We start from the raw sequence: 20,675 nt of genomic DNA, 5'->3' as shown, positions 1-20,675 counted from the left end.
GGTGGCGGCGCCGGGCTTTGCTCGGCGCCGAGGATCGGAACGAAACAACCTGGTAGTAGTCGATGGGCATAATAAGGCGGCGCCGGGCTTTGCTCGGCGCCGAGGATCGGAACAGTGGCAGCGGGTGCGTAACGGGAAACCATCGGACAGCGGCGCCGGGCTTTGCTCGGCGCCGAGGATCGGAACCAGCCCGGAGCTAATAAGGCTTATACGATAACGTCGGCGGCGCCGGGCTTTGCTCGGCGCCGAGGATCGGAACTGACATTCACCCTGTGTCAGCTGCGCAAACGGTGCGGGCGGCGCCGGGCTTTGCTCGGCGCCGAGGATCGGAACCAGTCGTCGGCGCGCGGTCGAGATCCGGGCGCGTAGGCGGCGCCGGGCTTTGCTCGGCGCCGAGGATCGGAACTCATTAATCTCCAACGACACCGGGCCTGCCGAATTAGGCGGCGCCGGGCTTTGCTCGGCGCCGAGGGTCGGAACTACCCACCGCAGGGCGGATCTCCGCGCGAGGCTAAGGCGGCGCCGGGCTTTGCTCGGCGCCGAGGATCGGAACATGTGATTCTGGATATGGGGAAGCCCCGACCTTTTGAGGCGGCGCCGGGCTTTGCTCGGCGCCGAGGATCGGAACCGCAGGAGTGGAAGGACGGGCGGCGTTGGTTGGCGGCGGCGCCGGGCTTTGCTCGGCGCCGAGGATCGGAACTAGGGTCCGCGGCGCTGATCAACTGCGCCCAGATCTGCGGAGCCGGGCTTTGCTCGGCGCCGAGGATCGGAACGTACGCGCGCGCGGTCCCAGATGTCGCTGTCTAATGCGGCGCCGGGCTTTGCTCGGCGCCGAGGATCGGAACCGCAAGCACCGCCTAGTCGCCACTACGATGCCCGTGGCGGTGCCGGGCTTTGCTCGGCGCCGAGGATCGGAACAACAACTCTGGGACGTACAGCGTGCCAGGATGGATGGCGGCGCCGGGCTTTGCTCGGCGCCGAGGATCGGAACCTTGCTATCGCGCCGGGCTCCTATGAGCTGCGCCGACGCGGCGCCGGGCTTTGCTCGGCGCCGAGGATCGGAACTGTCAGGGTGCCACTTATGGCGAACCCCGTCTCGTGGCGGCGCCGGGCTTTGCTCGGCGCCGAGGATCGGAACCTAGCTTTGGAGCCGCAGCGGCGCCGCGCGGCGCTCGCGGCGCCGGGCTTTGCTCGGCGCCGAGGATCGGAACAGCAACGACTCGTCGACCAATGGGACGCCCCGTCGCGCGGCGCCGGGCTTTGCTCGGCGCCGAGGATCGGAACTCCGCCGGTAGGTCCTCTATAAGCTCACCACCCAAGCGGCGGCGCCGGGCTTTGCTCGGCGCCGAGGATCGGAACCTGAACCATTACAACTACGAGCGCCCGCATGCGGGCGGCGCCGGGCTTTGCTCGGCGCCGAGGATCGGAACACCGACGCGAGTAGCCGACCCGTCGAGTTGCCTGGCGGCGCCGGGCTTTGCTCGGCGCCGAGGATCGGAACTGCCGGTGCTTGCCGACCCACGCAAGATCCTCGTCGCGGCGGCGCCGGGCTTTGCTCGGCGCCGAGGATCGGAACCTTTCAGGCGGCGATGCGGAGTAGGTCGATGATGGAGCGGCGCCGGGCTTTGCTCGGCGCCGAGGATCGGAACTTTTGACCCGAGTGTCCAGCGATACCGCACACGGCGGCGGCGCCGGGCTTTGCTCGGCGCCGAGGATCGGAACATCCGCGAAGCCGACCTGGCCGCCACACCGACCCACCGCGGCACCGGGCTTTGTTCGGCGTCGAGGATCGGAATCGACCCCACGGCTCACACCATCGACAAGGTTGTCAAGCGTTGGATGACTTTCTGCGGCGCCGATGATTCGAAAGATCAGGCTCGACAAATGACCCTAGTGGTGTGTCACGCAAATAGTTAACTGCATGTTCGGTATTCTGGATCGGTGAGCGCCTCACCTGCAGTTGCTTTGGCCATGTCGGTTGGCGAGCGTGAAACGTTGGAGAGGTTGGCGCGGTCTGATTCGGTGCCGCATCGGCAGGTGATGCGCGCGCGTGCGTTGCTGATGGCTGCTGACGGCGTGGCGAACACCCGCATCGCTGAGGAGGTGGGGGTGACACCGGTGACGGTGCGTAGCTGGCGCAAAAGGTTCAGCGAGGACGGGCTGGCCAAGCTGGGACAGGTACGTAGGGGACGCGGCCGCAAAGCCACGATCTCAGACGCGCAGGTCGCTGAGATCGCGCGATTGACCACCGAGGAGACCCCGCCCGGCCACACGCATTGGTCATGCCGCACGATGGGCACCCGGGTGGGAGTAAGTCACTCTGCGGTGCAACGTATCTGGTCCGATTTGGGCATCAAGCCCCATCGAGTGGACACGTTCAAGGTGTCCACCGATCCGAAGTTCGAGGACAAGCTTGTCGATGTCGTCGGTTTGTATCTGAATCCGCCGGACAAGGCGATCGTGTTGTGCATGGATGAGAAGAGCCAGATTCAGGCTCTCGACCGCACTCAGGCGTCGTTGCCGATGATCCCCGGTCGAGCAGGAACGATGACCCATGACTACAAGCGCAACGGGACGACCACGTTGTTCGCGGCACTGGACGTGTCGACCGGCAGGGTGATCGGTCAATGCCTGCCTCGTCACCGTCACACCGAGTTCCTGAAATTTCTGAACACGATCGACCGCGAGACACCCAAGGGCTTACAGGTCCATCTGATCCTGGATAACTACAGCACCCACAAGCACGCCGAGGTCGACCGGTGGCTCAACCGGCACAAGCGTTTTCACCTGCACTTCACGCCGACCTCATCGTCATGGCTCAACCAGGTCGAGCGCTGGTTTCGGGATCTGACCGACAAGAACCTGCGTCGCGGGGTCTTCGCCAGCGTGCCCGATCTGATCGCCAGCATCGAGCAATATCTCAACGCCCACAACGCCGATCCCACGCCCTATGTTTGGACGGCCACCTCCGAATCCATCCTCGCCAAAGTTCAGCGAGCACGTACCAAACTCGAACAAGTAGTCAGCCAAAACTGAGACACACCACTAGGCGCACACGACGTGGATCGGGCAGTGCTCGGCACAGAAGTTTCAAAACGGCGATGCGGCGTGAAACGTATCGAAGTGCAAGTCGCCGGCCTCGCAGGCGGCGGCGACCTGCGCATCGGTGCTAAGCCGCACCGGCCAATCGGGCGGCCAGCAAATCGCGCTAGAAGGCGAGGTCACCGCGGTCGTAACTGAGTGGTTCCGACCGAAGCGCTAATCCCGCCTTGGAATCACCGGGTTATGCGACGGGCGGCTCGACACGTTCAGACCGCGGGGCCTGGCACATCAGATAGTAGCCGTCCAGCCGACGGCATCGGGCGCGCTGAACCAGGCGTCGTCCATTGGCCGCACGAAGCGCTCCTCGGGCCCCAAGACCAGCCGTCGCAAGTACGCGAGGGCCGGGCCGGCAAACTCGCGCCGCTGATCAGGAAGGTCGCATTTGGTAAGCGGCTGAACCTATTTCACTTAGCGCAGAATCTTGGCGTAGAGCAGGCTGTCGTGCGGTTCGGGCCCGATGGTCGGGTAGACGGAGTGGCGGCGCAGCCGGCCTTCCAACACGAATCCGGCTCGCCGCAGTAACCCCGCCGAGCGGGTGTTGTCGACGTGACATGTGGCCCAGACGCGGTATACGCAGGGGTCGGCGGCCAGCTCGCCCAGCAGCACACCCAGCGCTTCGGACATCAGACCGGCACCCCACCACCGCCGGCCAAGGCAGTAGCCGATTTCGACGGAGTGACGCACCCGGCTTCGGCAGCTGATCAGGCCGACGATGTCGCCGCTGTCGCGGAGCACGAGCAGCCAGGTCCGCTCGCCGCCGTCGGCGTTGAAATGCTCGGTGATCACCCGTCGCGTCTCGTCGACATCGGGATGCGGCGACCACAGCAGGTAGCGGGTGACCTCAAAATCGCCGGCAATCCCGTCGAACAACGCTTCGGCGTCATCGAGCACGGGTGGGCGCAGCAGCAACCGTGCGCCCTCGAGGTACTCGGGCGGGAACCGGGCCACGGCGCGCACCGCTAGAGCCCGAGGGCGCGATAGGTATGGCGGACGAATCTGGGCTGGGCCGTCCGCAGCTTGGCCAGCGCGGGGTTGCCCGCCACCGCCGACGCGGCATCCACGGACAAATCCGGACAGTGCTGGATCAGGTACAGCAGGATCAGGTCGGCGGACGGGTCGGCCTGCCACCATGTCCCGTATGCGCCAGGCCAGCTGAATGTTCCCGGCCCGCCCGGACCGAACAGCGGCGCCGATTTCGCCGGATCGGTCACCACCGACAAATTCAACCCGAACCCGCGACCCACCCAGAACGGTGCTCCCAAGAAGTTGTGGCGCTTCTGCTCGTCGGTCAGCCGATCGGTGCGCATCAGCCGTGCCGACTCCGGCGACAGCACCCGGACTCCGTCGACCCTCCCGCCGCCCAACAGCATTCGCACGAACCGCAGGTAGTCGTCGGCGGTCGACCACAACCCGCCACCGGCGTTGGGAAACGACGGCGGCCTGACCTGTGGTGGCCCCATCACGTCGTGGCGCAACTTGTCGTCCTCGTCGAGCCGGTACATGGTGGCGGCGCGCCCCCGCGCTTCGGCTGCGACGAAAAAGCCCGTGTCGGTCATGCCCGCCGGACCCAGCACGCGCTCGTTCAGCACCTGATGAAACGGCTTGGTCTCGACCCGGGACACGATGACGCCCAGCACGTCGATCGCATGGCTGTAGGTCACCCGGTCGCCGGGCTGGTGAACCAATGGCAGGGCGGCCAGTTCGGCCAGCCAGGTGTCCGAGCCCTTGCCGAAGGGCAGCCGCATGTAGGCCCGCGAGATGGGCCCGGACACCGAGAAACTGTAGGCCAGGCCGCTGGTGTGGGTCAGCAGATCCTCGACCACGATGGGACGCCGGGCCGGATGTGTGCGGTCCAGCGGGCCATGCGGGTCGTCCAGCACCCGCGGGTCGGCCAGCTCCGGCGCCCAGCGCGCGATGGGGTCCCGCAATGTCAGCTTGCCCTCGTCGACCAGGCTCATGGCCGCGGCAACCGTCACCGGCTTGGTCATCGACGCGATGCGAAACAGCGTGTCGCGTTGCATCGGCAGGCCCGCATCGACGTCGCGGTAGCCGATCTCGTTGACCTGCAGCACCTCTCCGCGTTGCCAGACCACGGTCACCGCGCCGGAAAGCAGGCCGGCGTCACAGACTTGGCGAATGGATGCCTGATTGCCGTCGAGCTTCACCGGCCCTAGGTTAGTCGCCGGACGTGGGCGGGCGCGGCCGGGGGACCGCCTATCGGCCCAGGGCGATCAACCGCGGGTCGGGGCTCCTTGCGAGCGGTTGTTTACTTGTGCGAAAAGCCTTACGACCTGGCCATGGCGTGTTAGTGTCGCGCTCTCCGGCAATGTGATCTGGGGAACAGGCTGTGGGAGCAACGGCATGCGGTTGGCAACCGAACTGTTGCGGTGAACCAGGGTGCGGGGAGCGGTCACCAAGACCCGCAACTGCGGACGCGGACCGGCGTGCCGGCCTGCGTTCATGCCATATGAAGCTAGCGACCCGCTGCTCTTTACCACCGGTTGGATAACTCAGCAAAGGTTGGCCATGAATGGCTTGATCTCACAAGCGCAAACCTCCCACCGACGTGTCACCCATCGACCCTCGTTACCGGTGTCGGCCGCGATGCTGTTAGCGGCAGCACTGATCGCGACGGTCATTACCGGATGCGGCCACAAATCGGCCACGTCAACCTCCCAGACTTCCGGGGCATCCGGAAGCTCCGCCGCGACCAGCGCGTCCGGGTCATCCGGCGCCCCCTCACCGGAAGCCCAGCAACTCCTGCAGGACAGCTCCAAAGCGACCAAGGGCTTGCACTCTGTTCATGTCAGTTTGCAAACAACCAACATCACGACGCTCCCGATGGAGAGCGTCAACGCCGACGTGACCAATCAGCCCGAGGGCAACGGTCAGGCCGTCGGTGATGCCATGATCAGGTTGCAGCCGAAAGCTCCTGCGGTGCCCAAACAATTCCTGGTCACCAACAAGACCATGTACACCAAAGACGACGCCGGAAAGTACACCTCGATGGGGCCGGCGGAGAAAATCTACGACCCGGGCATCGTTCTCGACAAGGACAAGGGGCTGGGCAACGTGATCGCCAAGGTCCAGAGTCCGCAGATCGCCGGAAATGAAACGATCGACGGTATCGCCACGGTCAAGGTGACCGGAACCATCGACGCCGCCGTGATCGATCCACTGGTGCCTCAGCTGGGCAAGGGTGGGGGCACGCTGCCGATCACCTTGTACATTGTCGATGTCAAGGCCGCGGGTGGCGGCACCACCGCGACGTCGGGACCGCCTGCTCCCACGGCCAGCCCGAACCTGGTGCGGATGGTCATCGACAAGGACCAGGGCCACGTCACCATCAACCTGTCCGCCTGGGGCGCGCCGGTCACCATTCCTAACCCGACGGCATAACCAGCGCGGGCGCATTCCGGATTGGGAACCGGCCCGCAACTGCCACCAGGCGGCCAGCGCTGCCGGCAGTCTGCGGACCGGTTTCCCCGCCCGCGCGGTTGCCCCCTTGGGGCGCAACCGATTTGGTGCACCAGCGGCGCAGATTACCCGCCCGGAATTCCGTTGAGAATTCTCCAAGGCCATACCTCCACCATTGGGGCACCATTGGGGCACCATTGGGGTCACTTCGCCGGAAACGGCGGCTAGCACCCGATCTCACCGATCAGACCTGGAGGAATACGAATGACGAACGACGTCCCAGACGTGCGGGAGCGCGGCCCCGGCCTGCGCCCCGCGCCTCCTCCGGGCGGGCCACCGCTGTCAGACGTGTGGGTCTACAACGGCCGGGCATACGACCTCAGCGACTGGATATCCAAGCACCCCGGCGGCGCCTTCTTCATCGGGCGCACCAAGAACCGCGACATCACCGCGATCATCAACTCCTACCATCGTGACCCGGCCAAGGTCGAACGGATCTTGGAGCGGCGCTATGCATTGGGCCGCGACGCGACACCGCGCGACATTCATCCCAAACACAACGCGCCGCCGTTTCTCTTCAAAGACGACTTCAACAGCTGGCGCGACACCCCGAAGTACCGTTTCGACAACCCGAACGACTTGATGCACCGCGTCAAAGCACGCCTGACCGAGCCGGCGCTGACCGCCCGAATCACACGGATGGACCGGCTGTTCAACATCGTGGTGGCATTCCTGGCCGTCGGCTATCTGGCGGTCCAGGCCGTGCGGTTGGCCGAACCACGGTGGATGCCGTTGTGGGCCTTCGTCATTGCGATGGTGCTGCTGCGCAATTCACTGGTCGGGTACGGCCATTACGCACTGCATCGGGCGCAACGCGGCCCTAATCGGTTCTTGGCCAATGCCTTCGACCTGAACTATGTGGCGTTGTCGTTGGTGGTCGCCGACGGGCACACGTTGCTGCATCACCCGTACACGCAAAGCGACGTCGACATCAAGAAGAACGTCTTCACGATGATGATGCAGTTGCCGCGGCTGTATCGGGTTCCGGTGCATACGGTTCACAAGTTCGGCCACCTGGTCACCGGCATGGCCATCCGCATCGCCGACGTATGGAATATGACCCGCAAGGTGGGTGTCGAGGAGGGCTACGGAAGCTGGCGCAACGCGCTGCCGCACTTCCTGGGGTCGTCCGGGGTGCGTCTGCTGCTGGTCACCGAGATGGTGGTTTTCGCACTCGCCGGTGACTTCTGGGCCTGGGCACTGCAATTCGTCGTCACCCTGTGGGTCAGCACCTTCCTGGTAGTGGCGAGCCACGAGTTCGAGGACGACGCCGACGAGGCTGCCGCAACCGGTGAAGACTGGGGCGTGGATCAGGTGGTGCACGCCAACGACCTGGCGGTGGTCGGGAATCGCTACGTCGACTGCTTCCTGTCGGCCGGCCTGAGTTCCCACCGCGTCCACCATGTATTGCCGTTCCAGCGCAGCGGTTTCGCCAATATCGTCACCGAGGACGTATTACGAGAAGAAGCCGCGAAGTCCGGCGTCGAGTGGGTTCCGGCGAAGCGTTTCGTAATCGATCGGCTGCCGAAGCTCTGCCGGACCTACCTGCTCTCGCCGTCTCGCCAAGCCAGCGAGCACAAGTGGGGTTTCCTTCGGGAACACTGCTCGCCGGCGGCCTGGAAAGCCAGTGCCGGCTACGTGGTCGCCGGCTTCGTCGGAATCGGGTCGGTATGAGCAGCGCAGCCGACGGCGGTGCCTTGCACCCGGTGGCCGACGCGTCCGGCTACCAACCCCACTATGACCTTGCCCAGTTGCCGCCGGCTCCGCCGACGACGGTGGCCGTCATCGAAGCCATGGCGACCGGTGTGCCGCAACGGGTGGTCCGCCAGTCCGACGCCGCGGCGCGGGTGGCTCAGATGTTCGTCGATCCGCAACAGCGGGAACGGGTTTCGCGGGTCTACGAGAAGACCCGCATCGATACGCGCAGGATGGCCGTCGACCCGCTGGCCGCCGAGTTCGACGCGTTCCGGCGCGAACCCGCGACCATCCGGGACCGGATGAGCCTGTTCTACCGGCATGCGGTGCCGCTGGCGGTCGAGGTGAGCCGGCGTGCGCTCGACCGGCTTTCCTATGGCGCCGACGAGATCGGGCTGTTGGTGTTCGTCACCAGCACCGGGTTCGTCGCTCCGGGCGTTGATGTGGCGATCGTCAAGGAACTCGGCCTGTCGCAGGCGATTTCGCGAGTCGTGATCAATTTCATGGGATGCGCGGCCGCGATGAACGCCATTCGCACCGCCACCAACTACGTCCGTGCCCATCCGGCGATGAAGGCGTTGCTGGTGTGCATCGAATTGTGCTCGGTGAATGCGGTTTTCGCCGACAATGTCAACGATGTGGTGATCCACAGCCTGTTCGGCGATGGCTGCGCAGCGCTGCTGATCGGTGCTAGCCAGGTGCAGCAGCAGTTGCCGGCGGGCAGTGTGGTGATCCGCAGCAACTTCAGCCAGCTGCTCGACGACGCCGAAGACGGAATCGTGCTGGGCGTCAACCATGACGGCATCACCTGCGAGCTGTCGGAGAACCTGCCCGACTACATTTACCGAGGCGTCGCGCCGGTAGTCGAAAACATGTTGTACGACAACGGATTACAACAATCTGATATCGATCTGTGGGCGATCCATCCGGGTGGGCCCAAGATCATCGAACAGTCGGTGCGCTCGTTGGGCATCGGAGTCGAATGCGCGGCGCCCAGCTGGGACGTGTTGGCCCGCTACGGCAACATGCTGAGTGTCTCGCTGATCTTCGTGCTGGAAATGATGGTGCAGCAGGCGGAGTCGGAGAAACCTCTCTCGACCGGCGTGGCGTTCGCGTTCGCGCCCGGGGTCACCGTTGAAGGCATGCTGTTCGACGTCGTGCGAGGCGGCAAATGACCGATACCCACGAGCCGCAGCGGGGAAGTGCGCCGGCGAACGATCGCGTCGCATACCGCTCGCTGATGACGGACAACTCACGTTGGGACGCACTGCAACTGCGCGCCGGCGACATCGTCATCTCGACACCGTCGAAGTGCGGGATGACCTGGACCCAACGGCTGGTGTCCCTGCTGATCTTCGACGGACCGGAGCTGCCCGGACCATTGTCGACGGTGTCGCCGTGGCTCGACCAAACCATCCGCCCCATCGAGGAGGTTGTTGCCGTCCTCGACGCGCAGGATCACCGCCGGTTCATCAAAACCCATACGCCGTTGGACGGCCTGGTGCTCGATGATCGGGTCACCTATATCTGCGTGGGCCGCGATCCGCGCGATGCCGCGGTGTCGATGCTGTTCCACGTGGCCAATGTCGACGCCGAGCGGTTGCGGGAATTGCATGAGGCGGCGGTGCCGCCGCAGCTGCGATCGGGCCCGCCGGGTCCGGAGCCCGGCCATGCGGCTGGCGGGCGTGGTCCGGCCGAGGAGTTCCGCGATTGGATGGAGGGTCCGGCGCTGCCGCCGCCGGGAGTGGGGTTCGCGCCTCCCAAAGGGATCGGAACGCTGGCCAACGTGCTGCACCACTTCGGCACGGCATGGCAGCGGCGGCAGCTGCCGAATGTGGCGCTGTTCCACTACGCCGACTATCAGCTGGACCTGATAGCCGAGCTGATGCGGCTTGCCGCGGTACTCGGCATCGATCTGAGTCGCGATCGTGCCCGCGAACTGGTCGCGCACGCGTCGCTGGACGCCATGCGATCGCGCGCGGCGGAGATCGCCCCCAACACCACCGACGGCATCTGGCACAGCGAGGAGCAATTCTTCCGTCGCGGCCGCAGCGGCGACTGGCAGCAGTACTTCACCCACGACGAGCACCGCCGCTACAACCACCGGATCAACCAGCTCGCCCCGCCCGATCTGCTGGCCTGGGCGCACGAGGGCCGCCGCGGCTGCGACCCGGCCCGGTGACTGACGGTCAGCCCGACGTGCGCCGTTGCGCTCGTACGTACCAAAACGCCATTTCCGTTTCGGTCCCGTCCATGTCGCGGCGCACGGTGACGGGCTCCAGTGATTCGACATCCCAGCCGGCGCCGCCGAGCACGTCGCGCAGCGTCTGCTCGGACACCGCCGGTCGTGGCCATTGCTCACTCGGCGGATTGGCGTCGGAGAAGCAACTGATCAGCAGGGTGGCGCCGGGACGGGTGGCGCGGTGCACGGCGGCGGCATAGCTGCGCTTGCCGTCGTCGTCGAGGCAATGGAACATGCCGCTGTCGATGACGGTGTCGAATGCGCCGGTGTAGCCCTCGAGCGTGGTGGCGTCGGCTGCCGCGAACCTCACGTCAACTCCGGCGTCGGCGGTGCGGCGTTCGGCGGTGATCAGCGCGGTCGGCGAAATGTCCAACGCGGTCACGCGGTGTCCGTGCCCAGCCAGATAGATCGCGTTGTCGCCGAGCCCGCAGCCGATGTCGAGCACCTCACCGTGGACCCAGCTACGGGTCTGCCAGGCGATCACGCTCTCTTTGGGCGCCTTGGTATCCCACGGCGGCGTCGTCACCGGCGGGATGCCTTCGGCCGGGCTTTCGCCGCGGTAGAGGGCGTCGAAATCTATGCGCGGTCGGCCGGATTCGGTTGCGGAAGGGCTGGGATCCGTCACCTTCGCCAGGATAGAACCCTTGCCGACGAGCTTGACCCCACCGGCCGGTCAGCGTCACTTTGGTCACAGATGCCACAGCACTCTGGCTGAGCCGATACCCGACGCGCCCACTTCACCGGAAAATTCGGGGCGACCAGGAGCTGCTGGTCATCGATGCAACTTCTTGTGATGGCGGGTGTTTGGCGGAAAGCTCACGGCCTCGCCGAGTCGGTTGTGATGCTGCCGCATCGAGTGTGCGGTGGCGTATTTGAGGGTGTATGCAGGGCGGGAAAACCGCGCTCAGGGCCGCCCTGACGGCACACTCGGCGCCGTCAGCTCACACTCGGCGTCCTTAGCTCACACTCGACACCGTCAGCTCACACTCGACACCGTCAGCCCCATGACCGCCCAGAGCGACAACTCTGGCAGGCCGCGGGCTGTCGCTGTGAGCTGGCACAACGCGCATCCCTTCGCTCCAGAGGCCACTGTGGCGGAAGTGACAAGACACGCGACAGCGAAGTCCGCCACGCCGCCCGCGTCACCCCCGTACCCGAAGCAGGTGCTACGCTGCCCCGCAGCCGACATCCTTTAACGATCCGTCCAGAGAGGCGGAGAAGGAGGTCACGATCTCGCATGGGTACCGCGGGTGCTGCCGCCGTTGGCGGCGAACCCCGAGAACTGATGTCCGCCGCCGACGTCGGTCGCACCATTTCCCGCATCGCGCACCAGATCATCGAAAAAACCGCACTCGATAGCCCCGACTCGCCGCGAGTGGTGCTGTTGGGCATCCCGACCCGCGGCGTGACCCTGGCCCGGCGGCTGGCAACCCATATCCGCGAATACAGCGGTGTCGAGGTGGCCGATGGCGCGCTGGACATCACGCTGTACCGCGATGACCTGATGAGCAAACCGCCGCGGCCGCTGGAGGAGACGGCGATCCCGGCCGGGGGTATCGACGACGCGCTGGTGATTCTGGTCGACGACGTGCTGTACTCCGGTCGCTCGGTGCGTTCCGCCCTGGACGCGCTGCGCGATGTGGGCCGGCCGCGCGCGGTGCAGTTGGCCGTGCTGGTCGACCGTGGCCACCGGGAACTGCCGGTGCGCGCCGACTACGTCGGCAAGAACGTGCCGACCTCCCGCAGCGAGAGCGTGCACGTGCAGCTCCGCGAACACGACGGGCACGACGGCGTGGTGATCTCGCGATGAGGACCGGTCATGAGTAGTAGGCATCTGCTGGCCGCCGGCGACCTGAGCCGCGACCAGGCCACCGCCATCCTCGACGACGCCGATCGGTTCGCGCAGGCTCTGGTCGGCCGCGAGGTCCGCAAACTGCCGACGCTGCGCGGCCGCACCATCGTCACGATGTTCTACGAGAACTCGACGCGAACCCGGGTGTCCTTCGAGGTGGCCGGCAAGTGGATGAGCGCCGACGTGATCAACGTCAGCGCCGCCGGATCCTCGGTGGGCAAGGGCGAGTCGCTGCGCGACACCGCGCTGACCCTGCGTGCGGCCGGCGCCGATGCCCTGATCATCCGGCACCCGGCCTCGGGAGCCGCGCGTCTGCTGGCCGACTGGACCAGAAACGGCGAGGACGGCCCGTCGGTGATCAACGCCGGCGATGGCACCCACGAGCACCCCACCCAGGCGCTGCTGGACGCGCTGACCATCCGGCAGCGGCTCGGCGGCATCGAGGGCCGTCGCGTGGTGATCGTCGGCGACATCCTGCACAGCCGGGTGGCGCGCTCCAACGTCATGTTGCTGCACACGCTGGGCGCCGAGGTTGTGCTGGTGGCGCCGCCGACATTGCTGCCGGTGGGGGCCGAGGGTTGGCCCGTCACCGTGTCCTACGATTTCGACGCCGAATTACCGGCCGCCGACGCGGTGCTGATGCTGCGGGTCCAGGCCGAGCGGATGACCGGCGGTTTCTTCCCGTCCGCGCGCGAGTATTCGGTGCGCTACGGCCTTTCCGACCGGCGGCAGGCGATGCTGCCCGGCCATGCCGTGGTGCTGCATCCCGGGCCGATGCTGCGCGGCATGGAGATCGCCTTTTCGGTTGCCGATTCGTCCCAATCGGCTGTGCTGCAACAGGTTTCCAACGGTGTCCACGTGCGGATGGCGGTGTTGTTCCATCTGCTGGTGGGGGCCGATGCGGCCGGGAAAGAAGGTGCGGCGTGACCGTGTTCATCCGCGGAGTCCGGCTGTACGGCGAGGGGGAGCGCGTCGACGTACTGGTCGATGACGGCCAGATCGCCGACATCGGCGCGGGGCTGGCCATCCCGGAGCGGGCCGACGTCATCGACGCCACCGGCCAGGTGCTGCTGCCCGGCCTGGTCGACCTGCACACCCATCTGCGCGAGCCCGGCCGTGAGTACGCCGAGGACATCGAAACCGGCTCGGCCGCAGCGGCTTTGGGTGGCTTCACCGCGGTGTTCGCGATGGCCAATACGCACCCGGTGGCCGACAGCCCGGTGGTCACCGACCACGTGTGGCGCCGCGGTCAGGAGGTGGGCCTGGTCGACGTGCACCCGGTCGGCGCGGTGACGGTGGGGTTGGCCGGGGCCGAACTCACCGAGATGGGCATGATGAACGCCGGTGCCGCCGCGGTGCGGATGTTCTCCGACGACGGTGTCTGTGTGCACGACCCGCTGGTGATGCGCCGCGCCCTGGAATATGCCACCGGTCTCGGCGTGCTGATCGCTCAGCACGCCGAGGAGCCCAGGCTGACCGTCGGGGCCGTCGCGCACGAAGGTCCGAACGCCGCGCGGCTGGGGCTGTCGGGATGGCCCAGGGCCGCCGAGGAATCCATCGTCGCCCGCGACGCGCTGCTGGCCCGCGACGCGGGCGCTCGGGTGCACATCTGCCACGCCTCCACCGCGGGTACCGTCGAGATCTTGAAATGGGCTAAGAACCAAGGCATTTCGATCACGGCCGAGGTCACCCCCCATCACTTGCTGCTCGACGACGGCCGACTGTCGGGCTATGACGGGGTGAACCGGGTCAACCCGCCGCTGCGCGAAGCCGCCGACGCCAGCGCCCTGCGCCACGCGCTGGCCGAGGGGATCATCGACTGTGTGGCCACCGACCACGCCCCACATGCCGAACACGAGAAGTGTGTCGAATTCTCCGCGGCGCGCCCCGGCATGCTCGGATTGCAGACCGCGCTGTCGGTGGTGGTGCAGACGATGGTGCGGCCAGGCCTGTTGGACTGGCGCGGCGTGGCGCGGGTGATGAGCGAGAATCCGGCGCGGATCGTGGGCCTGCCTGATCATGGGCGTCCGCTGCAGGTGGGGGAGCCGGCCAATCTGACCGTGGTGGACCCCGAGGCCACCTGGACGGTTACCGGGGCCGAGTTGGCCAGCCGGTCGGCCAACACCCCTTACGAATCGATGACATTGCCGGCCACCGTGACGATGACCTTGCTGCGCGGAAAGGTCACCGCCCGGGACGGAAAGAGTCCCGCATGAACACCGGCACGCTGGTGGGCTCGGTGATCTTCGCGGCGGTGCTGGTGGCGGCGATCGCGGTGGTGATCGCGCTGATGATGCGGGGCTGGCGGCGGCGCGCGCAGCAGCAAGCGCAGCAAATCGGCGAGTTGCCCGACGTTCCCGGACAGGTGGGCGCCGCGACCGCCACCCTCCGCGGTGTCTACGTCGGCTGCACGCTCTCGCCGTCGTGGAACGACCGGGTAGCGGTCGGCGATCTCGGGTATCGCAGCAAGGCGGTGCTGACCCGCCACCAGGACGGCATTATGCTGGAACGTATTGGGGCGCAGTCGCTTTGGATTCCATGGCAGTCCATTACCGCGCTGCGTACCGAGCGCGGCGTCGCCGGTAAGGTCGCCGCCCGGGACGGGATCTTGGCGATCCGGTGGCAACTGCCATCGGGCGTCGAGATCGACACCGGGTTCCGGGCGGACAACCGCGATGATTACGACGGTTGGGTGGAAGGAGCCGCGTGACCAAGGCCCTGCTGATACTCGAGGACGGCCGCGTCTTCACCGGAACGCCGTTCGGCGCCGTCGGCCAAACACTGGGCGAAGCCGTGTTCAGCACCGGCATGTCCGGCTACCAGGAGACGCTGACCGACCCCAGTTATCACCGCCAGATCGTGGTGGCCACCGCGCCGCAGATCGGCAACACCGGCTGGAACGGCGAGGACGCCGAGAGCCGCGGCGACAAGATCTGGGTCGCCGGCTACGCGGTGCGTGACCCGTCGCCGCGAGCCTCCAACTGGCGCGCCACCGGCACCCTCGAAGACGAGCTGATCCGCCAGCACATCGTCGGCATCGCCGGGATCGACACCCGGGCCGTGGTGCGTCATCTGCGCAGCCGAGGGTCGATGAAGGCAGGGGTGTTCTCGGGCGCTGCGCTCGCCGAGCCCGAAACGCTGATCGAGCGGGTGCGCGCCCAGCCGCCCATGCTGGGCGCCGATCTCGCCGGCGAGGTCAGTACCCCGCAGCCGTATGTCGTCGAACCCGAAGGGCCATCGGGAATTCCCAGGTTTACCGTCGTCGCACTCGACCTGGGTATCAAGACCAACACGCCGCGCAACTTCGCCCGGCGTGGGATCCGCAGTCACGTGCTGCCCTCGTCGGTGAGTTTCGACCAGATCGCCGACATCAACCCGCACGGCGTGTTCCTTTCCAACGGCCCCGGTGACCCGGCGACCGCCGACCACGTCGTCGCGCTCACCCGCGAGGTGCTGGGCGCCGGAATCCCGTTGTTCGGCATCTGTTTCGGCAATCAGATCCTGGGCCGGGCGCTGGGCCTGTCGACCTACAAGATGGTCTTCGGCCACCGCGGGATCAACATCCCGGTGATCGACCACGCCACCGGGCGGGTGGCGGTGACCGCGCAAAACCACGGCTTCGCGCTAGAGGGCGAGGCCGGACAGCGCTTCGACACGCCGTTCGGCCGGGCCGTCGTCAGCCACACCTGCGCCAACGACGGAGTGGTCGAGGGCGTCAGACTCACTGACGGACGGGCGTTTTCGGTGCAATACCACCCCGAGGCCGCGGCCGGGCCGCATGACGCGGAGTACCTGTTCGACCGATTTGTCGAGCTGATGGAGGGCCGGTGATGGTGAGGGCGGGTGTCGATACAGCGACACGTCGTAACAGGGGTACAGCTGCATCCGCTCGCGCCCAGAAAGGGGACTGCTAGTGCCGCGTCGCCCGGACCTCAACCACGTCCTGGTCATCGGCTCGGGGCCGATCGTCATCGGACAGGCCTGTGAGTTCGACTACTCCGGCACCCAGGCCTGCCGGGTGCTGCGCGCCGAGGGACTGCAGGTCAGCCTGGTCAACTCCAACCCGGCGACCATCATGACCGACCCGGAATACGCCGACCACACCTACGTCGAGCCCATCACCCCGGCCTTCGTCGAAAGGGTGATCGCCCAACAGGCCGAGCGCGGCAACAAGATCGACGCGCTGTTGGCCACCTTGGGTGGCCAGACGGCGCTCAACACCGCGGTCGCGCTGTACGAGAACGGGGTACTCGAACGCTACGGGGTCGAGCTGATCGGCGCCGACTTCGACGCCATCCAGCGCGGCGAGGACCGGCAGCGGTTCAAGGACATTGTCACCAAGGTCGGCGGTGAATCAGCCCGCAGCCGAGTGTGTTTCACCATGGACGAGGTCCGCGAGACGGTGGACGAGCTCGGCCTGCCGGTGGTGGTGCGGCCGTCGTTCACCATGGGCGGACTGGGCTCGGGGATGGCGCACTCGGCCGACCAGGTGGATCGGATGGCCGGCGCCGGGCTGGCAGCCTCACCCAGCGCCAACGTGCTGATCGAGGAATCGATCTACGGCTGGAAGGAATTCGAGCTCGAGCTGATGCGCGACGGCCACGACAACGTGGTGGTGGTGTGCTCCATCGAGAACGTCGACCCGATGGGGGTGCACACCGGTGACTCCGTCACCGTCGCGCCGGCGATGACGCTGACCGACCGCGAATACCAGCGGATGCGTGATCTGGGCATCGCGATCCTGCGTGAGGTTGGGGTGGACACCGGCGGCTGCAACATCCAGTTCGCGGTCAACCGGCGCGACGGCCGGCTGATCGTGGTCGAGATGAATCCGCGGGTGTCGCGGTCAAGTGCGTTGGCGTCCAAGGCCACCGGCTTCCCGATCGCCAAGATCGCCGCGAAGCTGGCCATCGGTTACACCCTCGATGAGATCGTCAACGACATCACCAAGGAGACCCCTGCCTGCTTCGAGCCCACCCTCGACTATGTGGTGGTCAAGGCGCCGCGGTTCGCATTCGAGAAATTCCCCGGCGCCGACCCGACGCTGACCACCACCATGAAATCCGTGGGCGAGGCAATGTCGTTGGGCCGCAACTTCGTCGAGGCGCTCGGTAAGGTGATGCGCTCGTTGGAGACCACCCGTGCCGGGTTCTGGACGGGCCCGGACCCCGACGGCGACATCGCTCAGGTGCTGACCCGGCTGCAAACCCCCACCGAAGGCCGGCTCTACGACATTGAACTGGCGCTGCGGCTGGGTGCTTCGGTGGAGCAAGCCACCGAAGCCAGCGGTGTCGACCCTTGGTTCGTCGCCCAGATCGGCGAGCTGGTCACGCTGCGCGCCGAATTGGTCGACGCGCCGGTACTGGACGCGGAGTTGCTGCGACGCGCCAAGCACAGCGGACTGTCGGATCGCCAGATCGCGTCGTTGCGACCGGAATTGGCGGGGGAGGCCGGGGTCCGATCACTGCGCGAGCGACTGGGCATCCATCCGGTGTACAAGACGGTCGACACCTGCGCGGCCGAGTTCGAGGCCAAGACGCCCTACCATTACAGCAGCTACGAGCTGGACCCGGCCGCCGAGACCGAGGTGGCGCCGCAGACCGAGAAACCCAAGGTACTGATCCTGGGATCGGGTCCCAATCGCATCGGGCAGGGCATCGAATTCGACTACAGCTGTGTGCATGCGGCAACCACGTTGAGCCAGGCCGGTTTTGAGACCGTGATGATCAACTGCAACCCGGAGACGGTGTCCACCGACTACGACACCGCCGACCGGCTGTACTTCGAGCCGCTGACCTTCGAAGACGTCCTCGAGGTGTATCGGGCCGAAGCAGAATCTGCCGAAGGCGGTCCCGGAGTCGTCGGCGTCATCGTCCAACTCGGCGGCCAAACCCCACTCGGGCTGGCGCAGCGCCTTGCCGACGCCGGCGTCCCGATCGTGGGCACCCCCCCGGAAGCGATCGACCTGGCCGAGGACCGGGGCGCCTTCGGCGATCTGCTATGCACCGCGGGCCTGCCGGCGCCGAAATACGGCACCGCGACGACGTTCGCCCAGGCCCGCCGGATTGCCGACGAGATCGGCTATCCGGTGCTGGTGCGGCCGTCGTATGTGTTGGGTGGTCGGGGCATGGAGATCGTCTACGACGAGGAGACGCTGAAGGGCTACATCACGCGGGCCACCCAGCTCTCGCCCGAACATCCGGTGCTCGTTGACCGTTTCCTCGAAGATGCGGTCGAGATCGATGTGGATGCGCTGTGCGATGGCGCCGAGGTATACATCGGCGGAATCATGGAGCACATCGAGGAAGCCGGGGTCCACTCCGGCGATTCGGCCTGCGCGCTGCCGCCGGTGACGTTGGGCCGCAGCGACATCGAGAAGGTGCGCAACGCCACCGAAGCCATCGCGCAGGGTATCGGGGTGGTGGGGTTGCTCAACGTGCAATACGCGCTCAAAGACGACGTCCTCTACGTCCTGGAGGCCAACCCGCGCGCCAGCCGAACGGTGCCGTTCGTCTCGAAGGCCACCGCGGTGCCCCTCGCCAAGGCGTGCGCGCGGATCATGTTGGGCGCCAGCATCGCCCAACTTCGTGCCGAAGGCATGCTGGTGGCCTCGGGCGACGGCGGGAACGCCGACCCGTACGCCCCCATCGCGGTCAAGGAAGCCGTGCTGCCGTTTCACCGGTTTCGCCGCGCCGACGGTGCGGCCATCGACTCGCTGTTGGGCCCGGAGATGAAATCCACCGGTGAGGTGATGGGCATCGATCGTGATTTCGGCAGTGCGTTCGCCAAGAGTCAGACGGCGGCTTACGGCTCGCTGCCGGCGCACGGGACGGTGTTCGTCTCGGTCGCCAACCGCGACAAGCGCTCACTGGTGTTCCCGGTGAAACGACTAGCCGACTTGGGGTTTCGCGTTCTGGCTACAGAAGGGACCGCAGAGATGCTGCGCCGCAACGGGATTCCGTGCGACGAGGTACGCAAGCATTTCGAGTCGCCGCAGCCGGGCCGCCCTGAGATGTCGGCCGTCGACGCCATCCGGGCCGGCGAGGTCGACATGGTCATCAACACCCCCTACGGCAATTCCGGTCCGCGTATCGACGGCTATGAGATCCGCTCGGTCGCGGTGGCCGTCAACATTCCGTGCATCACCACGGTGCAGGGCGCGTCGGCCGCGGTGCAGGGCATCGAAGCCGGAATTCGCGGCGACATCGGAGTCCGGTCGCTACAAGAATTGCACCGCGCGATCGATTCGCGGAGCGCCGACCGGTGACCGGCTTTGGCACCAGGCTGGCCGAGGCCAAGGCGCGCCGGGGGCCGCTGTGTTTGGGCATCGATCCCCATCCCGAGCTGCTGCGGGCCTGGGATCTGCCGGCCACCGCCGACGGCCTGGCCGTGTTCTGCGATATCTGCGTGCGGGCCTACGCCGGTTTCGCAGTGGTCAAGCCACAGGTGGCGTTCTTCGAGTCCTACGGCGCCGAGGGATATGCGGTGCTGGAACGCACCATTGCCGCGTTACGAGCCCACGGGGTGCTGGTACTGGCCGACGCCAAGCGCGGCGACATCGGCTCCACGATGGCCGCCTACGCCGCGGCCTGGGCCGGCGACTCGCCGTTGGCCGCCGACGCCGTGACCGCGTCGCCGTACCTGGGGTTCGGGTCGCTGCGGCCGCTGCTGGAGGTCGCTGCGGCTCATGACCGAGGCGTGTTCGTGTTGGCGGCGACCTCCAATCCCGAGGGTGCGACCGTGCAGCGTGCCGACGCCGACGGCCGCACGGTGGCGCAGCTGATCGTCGACCACGTTGCGGCAGCTAACCAGGCGACCAAACCCGGGCCCGGATCCGTCGGCGTGGTAGTCGGGGCGACCGTGGTGCAGCCCCCCGACCTGAGCGCCCTGAGTGGACCGGTGCTGGTCCCTGGTGTCGGGGTGCAGGGTGGGCGGCCCGAGGCGCTCGGCGGACTGGGCGGGGCGGCGCCGGACCAGCTGTTGCCCGCGGTGTCGCGTGAGGTGTTGCGGGCGGGCCCTCGCGTGTCGGAATTGCGCGCGGCGGCCGAACGGATGCGCGACGTCGTCGCCTACCTCGCGGCGGTGTGATTGCGGGCCGAGCGACGCTCCCGCCCCGCCGGCTACAACAGCACCCCGTTCTGCCCGGCGAAGCCGGGTGGGCCGATCAATTTCCCGCCGTCGCCGCCGGCACCGCGGCGCCACCGGTGCCGACGGCGCTGGTGACGTCACCGCCGTTACCACCGTTCCCGCCGTCGCCGATCAGCCCAGCCTTGCCGCCGGCCCCGCCGGCCCCGCCGGTGGTGGCGC

At 66.8% G+C, this 20,675-nt stretch carries 15 protein-coding genes and 1 CRISPR repeat array; of the genes, 12 read left to right on the top strand and 3 right to left on the bottom strand.

Annotated elements, in window-relative coordinates; genetic code table 11:
* Positions 1 to 4 precede the first annotated feature (4 nt).
* Positions 5 to 1,796: a CRISPR direct-repeat array (repeat unit 37 nt; unit sequence GCGGCGCCGGGCTTTGCTCGGCGCCGAGGATCGGAAC).
* 175 nt (positions 1,797 to 1,971) lie between these two features.
* Positions 1,972 to 3,036, top strand: a complete 1,065-nt coding sequence (locus BST40_RS22955) for an IS630 family transposase (RefSeq protein ID WP_083155787.1) — start codon at positions 1,972 to 1,974, stop codon at positions 3,034 to 3,036.
* A 474-nt stretch (positions 3,037 to 3,510) separates the two neighbouring features.
* On the opposite strand, the gene BST40_RS22950 is transcribed toward BST40_RS22955, so the two are convergent.
* Both BST40_RS22950 and BST40_RS22945 read right to left on the bottom strand, forming a co-directional pair.
* Entirely contained in the window at positions 3,511 to 4,050 is a 540-nt protein-coding gene (locus tag BST40_RS22950) for a GNAT family N-acetyltransferase (RefSeq protein ID WP_083155789.1), read from the bottom strand.
* Between the two features lie 11 nt (positions 4,051 to 4,061).
* Positions 4,062 to 5,267: a serine hydrolase domain-containing protein gene (locus BST40_RS22945; RefSeq protein WP_075547200.1), complete on the bottom strand. Its 1,206-nt coding sequence runs from the start codon at positions 5,265 to 5,267 to the stop codon at positions 4,062 to 4,064.
* Between the two features lie 361 nt (positions 5,268 to 5,628).
* Between BST40_RS22945 and BST40_RS22940 the strand changes: the two genes are divergently transcribed.
* The 4 genes from BST40_RS22940 (at position 5,629) to BST40_RS22925 (ending at position 10,456) form a co-directional block, all read left to right on the top strand.
* Entirely contained in the window at positions 5,629 to 6,501 is an 873-nt protein-coding gene (locus BST40_RS22940; RefSeq protein WP_075547199.1) for an LppX_LprAFG lipoprotein, read from the top strand.
* A gap of 282 nt (positions 6,502 to 6,783) precedes the next feature.
* The gene (locus tag BST40_RS22935; RefSeq protein ID WP_089025272.1) at positions 6,784 to 8,253 is read left to right on the top strand and encodes a fatty acid desaturase; all 1,470 of its coding nucleotides are present in this window, start codon (positions 6,784 to 6,786) and stop codon (positions 8,251 to 8,253) included.
* Positions 8,250 to 9,449 (top strand): type III polyketide synthase, encoded by a 1,200-nt coding sequence (locus BST40_RS22930; RefSeq protein ID WP_083155785.1) that lies wholly within the window; start codon positions 8,250 to 8,252, stop codon positions 9,447 to 9,449. The genes BST40_RS22935 and BST40_RS22930 overlap by 4 nt, the downstream gene beginning before the upstream one ends.
* Positions 9,446 to 10,456, top strand: a complete 1,011-nt coding sequence (locus BST40_RS22925) for a sulfotransferase domain-containing protein (protein WP_183154990.1) — start codon at positions 9,446 to 9,448, stop codon at positions 10,454 to 10,456. The genes BST40_RS22930 and BST40_RS22925 overlap by 4 nt, the downstream gene beginning before the upstream one ends.
* Before the next feature lie 7 nt (positions 10,457 to 10,463).
* On the opposite strand, the gene BST40_RS22920 is transcribed toward BST40_RS22925, so the two are convergent.
* A complete protein-coding gene (locus tag BST40_RS22920; protein ID WP_083155783.1) occupies positions 10,464 to 11,141 on the bottom strand; it encodes a class I SAM-dependent methyltransferase in 678 nt (225 codons plus the stop codon).
* Positions 11,142 to 11,753: 612 nt separating this feature from the next.
* Between BST40_RS22920 and pyrR the strand changes: the two genes are divergently transcribed.
* From pyrR to pyrF, 7 genes are all read left to right on the top strand, one after another.
* On the top strand, positions 11,754 to 12,326 hold the full coding sequence (pyrR, locus tag BST40_RS22910) for a bifunctional pyr operon transcriptional regulator/uracil phosphoribosyltransferase PyrR (RefSeq protein ID WP_075547195.1): 573 nt from the start codon (positions 11,754 to 11,756) through the stop codon (positions 12,324 to 12,326).
* 9 nt (positions 12,327 to 12,335) lie between these two features.
* Entirely contained in the window at positions 12,336 to 13,295 is a 960-nt protein-coding gene (locus BST40_RS22905) for an aspartate carbamoyltransferase catalytic subunit (protein ID WP_075547194.1), read from the top strand.
* Positions 13,292 to 14,584, top strand: a complete 1,293-nt coding sequence (locus BST40_RS22900) for a dihydroorotase (protein WP_075547193.1) — start codon at positions 13,292 to 13,294, stop codon at positions 14,582 to 14,584. The genes BST40_RS22905 and BST40_RS22900 overlap by 4 nt, the downstream gene beginning before the upstream one ends.
* On the top strand, positions 14,581 to 15,078 hold the full coding sequence (locus tag BST40_RS22895; RefSeq protein ID WP_075547192.1) for a PH-like domain-containing protein: 498 nt from the start codon (positions 14,581 to 14,583) through the stop codon (positions 15,076 to 15,078). The genes BST40_RS22900 and BST40_RS22895 overlap by 4 nt, the downstream gene beginning before the upstream one ends.
* Positions 15,075 to 16,199 carry a glutamine-hydrolyzing carbamoyl-phosphate synthase small subunit gene (gene carA / locus BST40_RS22890; protein ID WP_075547191.1) on the top strand — a complete coding sequence of 375 codons (1,125 nt, stop codon included), beginning with the start codon at positions 15,075 to 15,077 and terminating at the stop codon, positions 16,197 to 16,199. Before BST40_RS22895 ends, carA begins: the two co-directional genes overlap by 4 nt.
* A gap of 82 nt (positions 16,200 to 16,281) precedes the next feature.
* Positions 16,282 to 19,635: a carbamoyl-phosphate synthase large subunit gene (gene carB / locus BST40_RS22885; RefSeq protein WP_083155781.1), complete on the top strand. Its 3,354-nt coding sequence runs from the start codon at positions 16,282 to 16,284 to the stop codon at positions 19,633 to 19,635.
* Positions 19,632 to 20,456 carry an orotidine-5'-phosphate decarboxylase gene (pyrF, locus tag BST40_RS22880; RefSeq protein WP_083155779.1) on the top strand — a complete coding sequence of 275 codons (825 nt, stop codon included), beginning with the start codon at positions 19,632 to 19,634 and terminating at the stop codon, positions 20,454 to 20,456. Before carB ends, pyrF begins: the two co-directional genes overlap by 4 nt.
* Positions 20,457 to 20,675 lie beyond the last annotated feature (219 nt).

Source organism: Mycobacterium persicum, from assembly GCF_002086675.1.
Lineage (GTDB): Bacteria > Actinomycetota > Actinomycetes > Mycobacteriales > Mycobacteriaceae > Mycobacterium > Mycobacterium persicum.
Note: the sequence above shows the minus strand (reverse complement) of the source record. Positions and strands in the feature narration are given on the sequence as shown.

Coding starts and splice junctions, on each gene's coding strand:
- BST40_RS22955 (WP_083155787.1), top strand. CDS start 1,972: ATGTCGGTTGGCGAGCGTGAAACGTTGGAGAGGTTGGCGCGGTCTGAT.
- BST40_RS22940 (WP_075547199.1), top strand. CDS start 5,629: ATGAATGGCTTGATCTCACAAGCGCAAACCTCCCACCGACGTGTCACC.
- BST40_RS22935 (WP_089025272.1), top strand. CDS start 6,784: ATGACGAACGACGTCCCAGACGTGCGGGAGCGCGGCCCCGGCCTGCGC.
- BST40_RS22930 (WP_083155785.1), top strand. CDS start 8,250: ATGAGCAGCGCAGCCGACGGCGGTGCCTTGCACCCGGTGGCCGACGCG.
- BST40_RS22925 (WP_183154990.1), top strand. CDS start 9,446: ATGACCGATACCCACGAGCCGCAGCGGGGAAGTGCGCCGGCGAACGAT.
- pyrR (WP_075547195.1), top strand. CDS start 11,754: ATGGGTACCGCGGGTGCTGCCGCCGTTGGCGGCGAACCCCGAGAACTG.
- BST40_RS22905 (WP_075547194.1), top strand. CDS start 12,336: ATGAGTAGTAGGCATCTGCTGGCCGCCGGCGACCTGAGCCGCGACCAG.
- BST40_RS22895 (WP_075547192.1), top strand. CDS start 14,581: ATGAACACCGGCACGCTGGTGGGCTCGGTGATCTTCGCGGCGGTGCTG.